Origin of the sequence: Mucilaginibacter sp., from assembly GCF_039925265.1 — a bacterium.
GTDB lineage: Bacteria > Bacteroidota > Bacteroidia > Sphingobacteriales > Sphingobacteriaceae > Mucilaginibacter.
In genome coordinates, this window is the sequence record NZ_JBDSZG010000059.1 from 1 (window position 1) to 10718 (window position 10718).

Sequence of the window (10718 nt, forward strand, 5' to 3'; positions counted from 1 at the left end):
CGTTATTTTTTCTACCCATGAGACGTTCCTCCGGAACGATTTTGTTTCTTCATCCCTTCGGGATGTTTTATGGGTAGAAAATGCCAAAGAACCCTCTAACGTTCCAGCGGAACGTCTTATGAGTTACCCGTCTGTCTAATGAATTATTGCTCTCCAAAGAGCAATAATTCATTAGAAGACAGTGGTTATTAAATTTCCTTACGGGTTCATAATAAAAGATTTAGGATTTATGGTGACCCTATTATGGAAAAATATGTTAACCCGGTATGATTTTAAACCACTGACTATTAGATTTTTACAAAACATTTATTGAAATTGTGTTAAGTTTTGTTAACCCTAATTCCCACGCAAGGATGTCTGATGGTTAGTAAAAGACGGCAAATTGAAGCGATTCATACAAGGGCTTACAAACGCGATAGGTTGGCGATTCATAAAACGTTCCTATGGAACGTAATGCGATTTGGCTGCTGTTTACCCCATGAAACATCCCGATGGGATAAAAGGAAATCGTTCCATCGGAACGCCTCATGGGTAGGAAAATAAATAGCGATTTTACGTTCCATAGGAACGTTTTATGAATTCTGTCTAAGGATAGCTATTACGCTCCAAAGGAGAAGGAGATATTTTTTTCTTATTTTAAAGCCCTCTCCTTTGGAGAGGGTTTGAGTGAGGCGTATCTTTGCCCCGTTATGTCGATGAGTGCGGGTACCCCTTTTCAATTTTTAAACCAGGATCTTTTATTGCTTCCGCAGAAGGCCATCTATTGGAAACAGGAGAAAGCCCTGATTGCTGCCGATGTACATTTGGGTAAGGTTGGGCATTTCCGCAAAGCGGGGATAGCCATTCCGCGCGATATGGAGCAGGATGACCTGGCCATGCTATCAGACCTCATTGCCGAACATCGCCCCGAAAAAATAATTTTCCTGGGCGACCTGTTCCACAGCGACCTGAACGCCGATTGGGATTGGTTTGTAATGTGGCGCAAACAGTTCCCCAAGCTGCAGATCATCCTGGTAAAAGGTAACCACGATATAATTCACGATAAACATTACCTGGCATTAGATATAGTACTGACGGAAGAATTAACTGTTGGCCCCTTCCTGATGCTGCACCACCCCCTCGCCGCCCCGGCTACAAGGGCCGAAGGTGGGTACGTGCTTTGCGGGCACATTCACCCGGGTGTTAATTTGGTTGGCCGTGGCAGGCAGAGCATTACCCTGCCTTGTTTTGCGTTTGGTAAAAATCAGGCCATATTGCCATCCTTTGGCAGGTTTACCGGCAAGGTGGCCATCCGCAGCCAAAAGAATGATAATATCTTCGGAGTGCTGAAGGATAAAGTGATCGCTATTAGTTAGTTTTAAGTAGAAAGTTTTGAGTCATGAGTTTTGGATGTAAAATGCTAAGCCAGGTTCGTTGATCCCGACAAGATCAGCGCTCCAAACTTGTTAGTGCTTCTTTAAATATTCATGCACCTCGGTATCTATCTCGCCGAAGGGTACATTTGATTTGATCGTCTTCCAGTTCTTATCAACCAGCATAAATGTTGGTAGTGTATTTATTTCCCATTTCGTCACATTTGTCGATGCATCGCCATCCTGTAATTGCTGCCATGGCTTATTGTCGTTTTTAATAGCGTTTAGCCAAACGTCTTTTTTATCATCTAAAGCAACCGTTACCACACCAAAGTTTTTTTGATCGGCAGGGGTGAGGATGATGCCTTTTACCAGTTGCTTGTGGATCAGGTCGCTGGTTTCGTTGCTGGGTTTCCAAAACTCCACGAGAGTGATCTTTTTGTCGATGGCTTTTTTGTTGAAGGGTTTGCCATCGGGCGTGGTGCCGGCAATGTCCGGCGCATCTGCGCCGGCAACCTGGCTAAGCATATTGCCCAGTTTGTTGCGAATCTTTAAGCCATCATCGCTCAACTTCACATCATCCGGCAGCTTTTGAAAAAGCTCGTTGTATGCCTCTGCGTATTCGGGGTAGTACACCTGCACAATAATATGTGCGCCAATTTTAGCTTTGGGGTATTTGTCGGTGTATTCTTTAAGCACTTTCAAATCTAACAGTCGGCGCGCTTTTTGTACCTCGCGGGTGCCGGTGTACAACGCGGCACGGTCTTGTTTTGACAAAGCCGCCACAGTGTTTGATTGCAGGTAGCGGGTTAACGAATCTATTTTACGATCCATGGCCCCGGTATACTTGTTCAGCAATTGATAGTACTCATTAAGTTCTTTTTGCGTTGCCGATGTTGTGGTAATGGCAGGGTAATCCGCAGGCTTTGCCGGGTTGGTTTGGATGGTGTAGCTCCCGTTCTCCAGGTAAATATCGTAAGCTATTTTGGAGGTGATGGGCTTATCGTTATCAATTACGCTGAGGCTGTAGTAGCCGGGTGCTTGCAATTGAGTGCTCTTGCTTAGTTCTCCATTTTTAAGCGGCTCGTTCAGGGTTAGTTCGCTGGCTTGTTTTAGCTGTACAGTGCCATTGGTAACACCATCTGCTTTGATGGTCAGATCTAATTTGGGGGCTTGTTTACAAGATGCGAATAACAGTAGGAGCGACGCTGTGTAAAGTATTTTCATGCGGATGGTTTAGTAGCCCTAAATAAGCGAAAAAAATTGACCGCCAAAAATTGTTTGTTATGATTTACCGGAGCGGCATTGCTACCGCTCCGGCAAATCAAACACTTACTTAAAATCAAGGTCGCCTATGTATACCGCGCCTTTGGCATCTTTTTGCATTTGCAGTACGATCAGTTCTTTTTTCTCCTGCGGAGTGCCATAATGAGTAAACAATTCGGCCATTACCGTAGTAGGCCCGGCAATAGTAGCCTGGGTATCGCCATAATAGTTTATTTCGATCTTATAAGTACCCTTAATGGCTTTTTTCAACAGGAACTGCTCGGGGCCAAAGCCCTGGGTCATGTCGTCAGATATGCGGCCGCCCAATTGGGTACGGTTGTGGCTGTAAAGGCATTTTTCACCGTTGGGGTCGGTTACCCACAGGTCAATATCGGTATTGTTCATGTTCCAGTCCATCACAATGCGAATATCTGCCGGGAGCGATTTGATGACCTTCTTTGAAATGCCGGAAACATTTACCTTGCCTTTGTTCAATGCTATTATCCTGTTTATCTCCGGCAGGAAGATCTCCTCAATACCATCGTAAAGGTTTTCGGCATCCTTGGTATAACTGGTTACCATGGCTTTATAAAGCACATCCAAGGCTTGTTGGTGTTTGCCTGCGTCGTCCAATGCCAGCCCATAATCGCGGAAGCTTTGCGGATCAAGCGGGCGTAGTTCGGTTATCTTTTTGAATACGAAGAGCGCGGCTTCATAATCGCCAAGCTGTTTTAATTTGTAGCCGAGCATTTTGTATAGCTCGTAGCTATCCAGCCCCATTTCGGCCAGGTTGCTTAGGATCCGCAGGCCTAATTCTTTGTCGCCTGTTTTTATGAAATAATCGGCCACATCAAAATAGTAAACCGGGTTAGCGGCGAAGGCGGTACGCAACTCCAGGTATTTTTGGTACTGACCTGCTTTGCCTGCTTTTTGGATGGTTTTCAGGTAGTCTGAATCGGCTGCTTTGTAGGCGATGGTGATACCTTCGGGTTGGGGCGTAGCAATGGCAACAGAATCGAGAGCCGGCGCAACAGGTTTTGCCGCCGCGCCTTTTTTGGTGGTTACTATAATAACCCCGTTGCTGCCGCTAACACCATAAATACCGGTTGCTCCCGCATCTTTTAGCACATCAATAGATTGAATATCATTTGGGTTTAATCCGTTTAAGCTTCCACCCTGCACGCCGTCTATTACATATAAAGGGTTAGCCGCACCAATCGCGGAAACACCTCTGACTATCACGCTTGTATTAATACCAGGCGCACCTTGCGTTACTACGGTAACCCCAGACGCTTGCCCAGCCAATGTTTGGTTAATTGCAACATTTGGCGATTGCACTGCCACGCCAGCCGCTCTTCCCGTTAGGCCATTTGAAAGGTTTGTAACGTCTTGAGAGGCTTCTGCATCTGCATTCGGGGCAATACTCCCCACCATTGGCGGCTCCAGTTCCTTATCGTTCGCCGCATTCGATTTGTATGTTGTAGGGCCAACGGTTGTTACCGAACCGGTAACATCCCGCCGCCTAACCGTGCTATAACCAAGAACCACAACCTCATTCAAATTGGCAGAAGATGCCGCCAGGCTAACATTAACCAGGCCGTTTACATGAGGTGTACTTTGCCAGCTGGTATACCCAATATAGGATATCTGTAAGGCCGTACCTGCGGGCAGGCCTATGCTAAAGTTACCGCTTAAGTTGGTTTGGGTACCTATAGTTGTTCCCCTTGCAGTTACGGTAGCCCCCACAATGGGCTCCCCGGTTTCTTTATCTAAAACCCTGCCGGTTATCAGGCGGTTATTCCCGTTTAAGCCGTTAGTCAAGACTTGCCTCGCTGGTTGCCGTACTACCGGACTGCTCGCAATTGCGCGCGGCTTAACAACCTGTTTTGCCGGTTTTGGAGTAGGTTTGGGTGTAAAATCTGTATTCCACCATTCGGTGAGGGTTTGCAGCATGTTTTCTGCCCCAATAAGATTTGCATCGGCCGCCTTCGGCTCATCATCATCATCGTTTCTCCTCTGCTTCATAATGGCATCGTATTGCGCTCTTAACTCCGCTGGTGGTTCTATGCCATATTGTATATAATCGTTTATGGTTTCCAACACAATAAGCGAGGTGTTGCGGGTAACAATGCCAAACCTTTTACCCAACGATTCAATCTCCTGGCGGTTGGGTTCGTAATTAATATCCAGTTCAGTTATCTTTTTCTGCGCCCATAGTTTAGCTACATCCACGTTATCAACGGCGTTTGCCTGCAGATCGAGCGTAACCTGTTTTTCTACACTTACTCTGTTGCCGTAGCCATATTGCAGGGTGATGGTTTGGTTAGGGTTTTTGGTGATACCTGCTAAAGAGAATGCGCCGCTCACCGTAACGGGCAGCGATGGATAATTATCCTCCACGGTGCTGCCCGCTTTAATGCCTAAAAAGCGTAGTGGCTGAATGGTGAGGGTGCTCATCGCTTTGGCTACATCATCCCTGTTTAGGTCTATGAGCTCGCCATTGGTTTTCTGGGCTATCAATTTCAGGTTGCTGTAATCTGCCGCTGCGGATGAATTGATGCAGTAAATCGGTTTGCCGTTTAATTTCATTTGCCCTTCGCCAAAGGTTTGGTGCCCATCGCTGATCAATAAGTATTCATCTGCGGGATATTTGTTCAGGTCGAGCCGGGCTAAATTTGTTGCGCCATCATAAGTGGTATGTTCTAAATCGGTTTTAAGGGCATCCCAGTTGCCGTTGGCGATAGTATAGAGTTTGTTTTTTAATACCACATTGCTGAAAGCGATGAGGCTTACCTGGGCATTATTCAGCTTTTTAAAATAAGCATCCAGCAGGGCCAGCTCCTTTTTTACATCGCGGTTGGCTGCGCTCAGTGATGCATCCCAAAGTAAACCAATGCTATGCGGCAATGGCTTGTTGATAGTTTGTGCCGGGATGGCGGTATTGATAAACCAATAATATTTATTGCCCTGCGCCTGTATCATTACCTCGGCAACATCTTTTGGTTTGGGGATATAGAACGACAGCGAACGGCCCGGTGTATAGTTCGTTTTCTCTATAGATGATGAATAAGTGTTTTGGTGCTTGTCGAATTTAAGCGCATAACCACTGGTATCATCGGCAACCGGGGCTGTGGCGCTTTGCACAACTGACGCCGTAAGCGAGAACGTTTTTACGGTATCCTGTAAGTTAAGCGGCAACGTGAATTTAAGGCTGCCGTTTGCTGCCATGGGTATTTCTTCTTCGTAACCGATAATAACCGTACGGGTGCTGTTTGGATTGATAGGGTAGATGCGCGTGCGGAAAGTATTGCCGGCTACCTTCTCTAACAAACCCGGGTCTACCCGGCGGCGCTCTATCGATTCAAAAACTACCGTGCCTTTTCCACGGTCTACAGGTACTGCCTCACGCATTTTGCCGTTTATATCCAGGGCGTACCTGCTTACGCTCACGCCGTCTTTCAGCGGGAATAGCAGCGTACCTTCCAATATCCTGTTGGTGGAATTGTGGAAAGTCATTTGCCAGGTGGTGCGGCTGATATTGCCATAAATGGCCACATCAATTTTTAAGTTTTGCAGCGTAACGCCGTTATTGCTTTTGCCGTCAACAGTAAGCTGGGGAGATTGGGCGATTGCCGTTTGTATGAACAGCAACAGAACGAGGATAGGTAAAGAAAGTAGTTTCATAATTGGCTGGTTTTACAGGTAGGATGCAGATGTAAAGCGGATTCCATAAAGATTTTTGAAAAAGTGGGAGGTGTGTAGTTTCTGCGGTTGAATCCATTAGAATATTGCGGAATTGTAATGGCGGTAGGTTGGCCCGTTCTGTAGCGCCTTGTGCAGCATTCAGCAGGTAACTGTGACCTGCGAAAATAGTTAACAGCAACAATATTGGCGGTGACACAATATTGACACCACTCCTTAATTTGTAAACGACTGATTATAAGTTTTTTATAAATGTTCACGGTGTTCACTGTGTGAGCGTGAACACCGTGAACATAACCTACTGTACATTACCAACGGAACACAAACAGACCCATTTCGGTTTTATTCTTTTAGATTGTTTCTAAATAATGATAATCACTACCTAAAGCCGAAACCATTTATATCTTTTGGCTTTTAATAAATACTTTTGCCTAAATAAATCTGAATCAATAATGAGCGAATTCAAACAAACCTTTAACTCATCACTGGGAAAGAAGCTGATAATGGCTTTAACTGGCTTGTTTTTGTGTACTTTTTTAATTGTTCACCTGGGCGGCAACCTGTTGCTTTTTAAAAACGACCAGGGTTTTGCATTTAACAGCTACGCAAATTTCTTAACGCATTTTCCTCCTATCGAAGTTATCGCGTACATTCTGTACATCAGCATTATAGTGCACGCGGTGTATGCTTTGGTGTTGACCCTTAAAAACCGCAGCGCAAGGCCGGTAGGTTACGCCGTACAGCCAAAGTCGGACGCGTCTTGGTCATCAAAAAATATGGGGCTTTTAGGTTCTATCCTGTTGTTGTTCATTGTCATCCACATGAGCGATTTTTGGTTTACCTACAAGTATGATAACGTACTAAAATTTAAAGAGTACCGTACCGATCTGGCAACCAATGTAACAACCGTTGCCGAATACATTCCTGCAGATGTAAAATTTGAACGTTCGATCTCTACGGAAAACAATGTAGAAATTGTACGGGTGAAAGATATCCACGCACGTGTGCAGGAGAGCTTTAGCAAACTATGGTATGTTGCGTTCTACGTAATTGCAATGGCCGCGGTAGCGTTCCACTTGCTGCATGGTTTCCAGAGCGCGTTCCGCACGCTGGGATGGGTGCACCGTAAGTACCAGCCGATAGTTTACTTCTTCGGTACATGGTTCTTCGGGGTGATTATCCCGGTAGGATTTGCCTTAATGCCGATAGTATATTTTATCCAGAGTTTATCGAAATAGAATCAAGAGGTAAGAATCAAGATTCAAGAAAAAAAACAGGACCGTCAATAACGCACATAAGACAGAGGAAAGAAATTGAGCCATTATCCTGGCTCTTGATTCTTGGCTCTTTAATCTAAAAGAACAATATGAGTTTAGATGCTAAAATTCCGCAGGGCCCGCTGGCCGAAAAATGGAGCAAGCATAAATTTAACTTAAAGCTGGTTAACCCTGCTAACAAGCGTAAATACGATGTTATAATTGTAGGTACCGGTTTAGCCGGCGCATCTGCTGCTGCATCATTGGCCGAGCTTGGTTACAACGTTAAATCGTTTTGTTTCCAGGATAGCCCGCGCCGCGCACACTCTATTGCGGCACAGGGTGGTATCAACGCAGCAAAAAACTATCAGAACGACGGCGACAGCGTTTACCGTTTGTTTTACGATACCATTAAAGGTGGTGACTACCGTGCCCGGGAAGGCAACGTTTACCGCTTGGCAGAGGTATCGGTAAATATCATCGACCAGTGTGTTGCACAAGGCGTACCATTTGCCCGCGAATACGGCGGCTTGCTGGATAACCGTTCTTTCGGTGGTTCGCAGGTATCGCGTACATTCTATGCACGTGGCCAAACAGGACAACAGCTATTGTTAGGCGCCTACTCGGCACTGAACCGCCAGATCCATTTGGGTAAGGTGAAAATGTACACCCGTACCGAAATGCTGGATGTTGTTTTGGTTGACGGACAGGCGAGAGGTATTGTTACCCGTAACCTAAAAACCGGCGAGATAGAAACACATGCAGGTCACGCGGTATTATTAGCCACAGGTGGTTATGGCAACGTGTTTTACCTGTCTACCAACGCAATTGGCTCAAACGTAACGGCCGCATGGCGCGCGCACAAACGCGGCGCTTTCTTTGCTAACCCTTGCTATACGCAAATTCACCCAACTTGTATCCCAGTTACCGGCGATCACCAGAGCAAGCTTACGCTGATGTCGGAATCGTTGCGTAACGATGGCCGTGTTTGGGCTCCAAAAACTGTGGAGGTTGCTAACAAACTTCAGAAGAAGGAGATTACTGCAGCACAGGTAAAAGAAGACGAAAGAGATTACTTCCTCGAAAGAAAATACCCATCATTTGGTAACCTTGTTCCGCGCGACGTGGCCTCACGTAACGCCAAAGAAATGAGCGACGAGGGCCGGGGTGTTGGTACAACCGGCTTAGCCGTATACCTCGATTTTGCGGAGGCTATCCAACGCTTAGGCGAAGATACAGTAAGAGCGAAGTATGGTAACTTGTTTGATATGTACTATCAAATTACCGACGAGAACCCTTACAAACAGCCCATGCGCATTTACCCGGCGGTACATTATACCATGGGCGGCCTTTGGGTTGATTATAACTTAAGCACAAACGTACCGGGCCTTTACGCCATGGGTGAGTGTAACTTTAGCGATCACGGTGCAAACCGCCTTGGTGCATCTGCACTGATGCAGGGTTTATCTGACGGTTACTTTGTTATCCCATATACCCTTGGCGATTACCTGGCCACTATCGGCCCTAAACCGGTTGATAAAAACCACCCTGCTTTCGAGAAAACCAAACAGGAAGTTATTGCCTATAACAACAAACTGCTTGCATTAAAAGGCAATAAAACAGTTGTGGAGTACCACCGCGAGCTTGGCCACATTATGTGGGAGTATTGCGGTATGGCACGTACCGAAGAAGGATTGACCCACGCGAAAGGTTTGATAAAAGCTTTGAAAGTTGATTTCTGGAAGAACGCGATTGTAACCGGCGAAAATGACGAGGTTAACGCTGCGTTGGAAAGAGCTGGCCGCGTAGCCGACTTTATAGAACTGGGCGAACTGATGGTGACCGACGCATTAGCGCGCCGTGAATCATGCGGTGGTCACTTCCGCTTAGAATCTCAAACACCAGAGGGTGAAGCCTTACGCGATGATGAAAATTTTACATTCGTATCGGCATGGGAGTTTAAAGGTGAAAATGAGGAAGAAGAACTTCATAAAGAAGAACTGATCTTCGAAAATGTTAAGTTATCACAGAGAAGTTATAAATAGTGATGAGTATTGAGTTTTGAGTGGCCAGTTAAAACCAACTCAAAACTCAATACCCACAACTCAAAACTCAATAAAAAGATGAGTACTGGAAACATGAATCTGACGCTGAAAGTATGGCGCCAAAAAAATTCACAAACGGCAGGTAAATTCGTTACCTATAAGGCAGAAGGTATTTCTGAGGATATGTCGTTCCTGGAAATGCTGGATGTGGTGAACGAAAGCCTGACCAAAAAGAATGATGAGCCAATTTATTTTGACCACGATTGCCGCGAAGGGATCTGCGGGTCGTGCTCTTTATATATCAACGGCCACCCACACGGGCCTAAAAAAGCTATTACCACATGCCAGTTGCACATGCGTACCTTTAGCGATGGCGAAACCATTACCATCGAACCATGGCGTTCGGCAGCGTTCCCGGTAATAAAAGATTTGGGTACAGATCGTTCTGCGTTCGACAGGATCCAACAAGCTGGCGGTTTCATTTCGGTTAATACCGGTGGTGCGCAGGATGCTAACGCGATCCTGATCCCTAAGGTAGTGGCTGATGAGGCTTTCAACTCGGCTACCTGTATTGGTTGCGGCGCTTGCGTGGCGGCTTGTAAAAATGCATCGGCCATGTTGTTTGTATCTGCAAAAATTACCCAGTTAGGCTTATTGCCACAAGGCCAGCCAGAGCGTTACAGCCGCGTGCAAGCCATGGTTGCCCAAATGGACGAAGAAGGCTTTGGTAACTGTACCAACACCGGTGCCTGCGAAGCAGAATGCCCTAAGGAGATCACCCTGACGAATATAGCCCGCATGAACAACGATTTCTTCAGCGCGAAACTATTCCGCGAAGAACACGCGCACGACCATACCGGCGGCGAGTAATTTCTAAAATATCCAATAAACAAAAATCCCAGGTTACTCAGTAACCTGGGATTTTTTATTTTAATAGGTTTCTTCTACTCCTTTTAGCTGCCACAAGCGTCCCGGTGGCCGTTGCACAACGTATTATTTATTTGCCTGATAATTTCGTTAATATGTTGATTTTTAGTATATTAACGTCATGCAAGGCAAAAAACATTATCAAGAGAAGCTATTCACAAACTTTCAGT

6 protein-coding genes are annotated in these 10718 nt (G+C 45.8%); 4 read left to right on the forward strand and 2 right to left on the reverse strand.

Translation table 11 applies throughout. From position 1 onward, the window contains the following. Positions 1 to 695 precede the first annotated feature (695 nt). A complete protein-coding gene (pdeM, locus tag ABIX36_RS25295; protein ID WP_348084956.1) occupies positions 696 to 1355 on the forward strand; it encodes a ligase-associated DNA damage response endonuclease PdeM in 660 nt (219 codons plus the stop codon). Between the two features lie 90 nt (positions 1356 to 1445). Here the strand turns inward: pdeM and ABIX36_RS25300 are convergent, their stop codons facing one another. Both ABIX36_RS25300 and ABIX36_RS25305 read right to left on the reverse strand, forming a co-directional pair. Then, entirely contained in the window at positions 1446 to 2579 is a 1134-nt protein-coding gene (locus ABIX36_RS25300) for a thioredoxin-like domain-containing protein (RefSeq protein ID WP_348084957.1), read from the reverse strand. Positions 2580 to 2684: 105 nt separating this feature from the next. Beyond that, the gene (locus ABIX36_RS25305; RefSeq protein WP_348084958.1) at positions 2685 to 6302 is read right to left on the reverse strand and encodes a VIT domain-containing protein; all 3618 of its coding nucleotides are present in this window, start codon (positions 6300 to 6302) and stop codon (positions 2685 to 2687) included. 470 nt (positions 6303 to 6772) lie between these two features. On the opposite strand from ABIX36_RS25305, the gene ABIX36_RS25310 reads away from it, so the two are divergent. From ABIX36_RS25310 to ABIX36_RS25320, 3 genes are all read left to right on the forward strand, one after another. Beyond that, entirely contained in the window at positions 6773 to 7558 is a 786-nt protein-coding gene (locus tag ABIX36_RS25310) for a succinate dehydrogenase cytochrome b subunit (protein ID WP_348084959.1), read from the forward strand. 128 nt (positions 7559 to 7686) lie between these two features. Further along, complete coding sequence (locus ABIX36_RS25315; protein ID WP_348084960.1) at positions 7687 to 9621, forward strand: fumarate reductase/succinate dehydrogenase flavoprotein subunit; 1935 nt, start codon at positions 7687 to 7689, stop codon at positions 9619 to 9621. Positions 9622 to 9699: 78 nt separating this feature from the next. Continuing rightward, positions 9700 to 10491 (forward strand): succinate dehydrogenase/fumarate reductase iron-sulfur subunit, encoded by a 792-nt coding sequence (locus ABIX36_RS25320; RefSeq protein WP_128536376.1) that lies wholly within the window; start codon positions 9700 to 9702, stop codon positions 10489 to 10491. Positions 10492 to 10718: the final 227 nt, after the last annotated feature.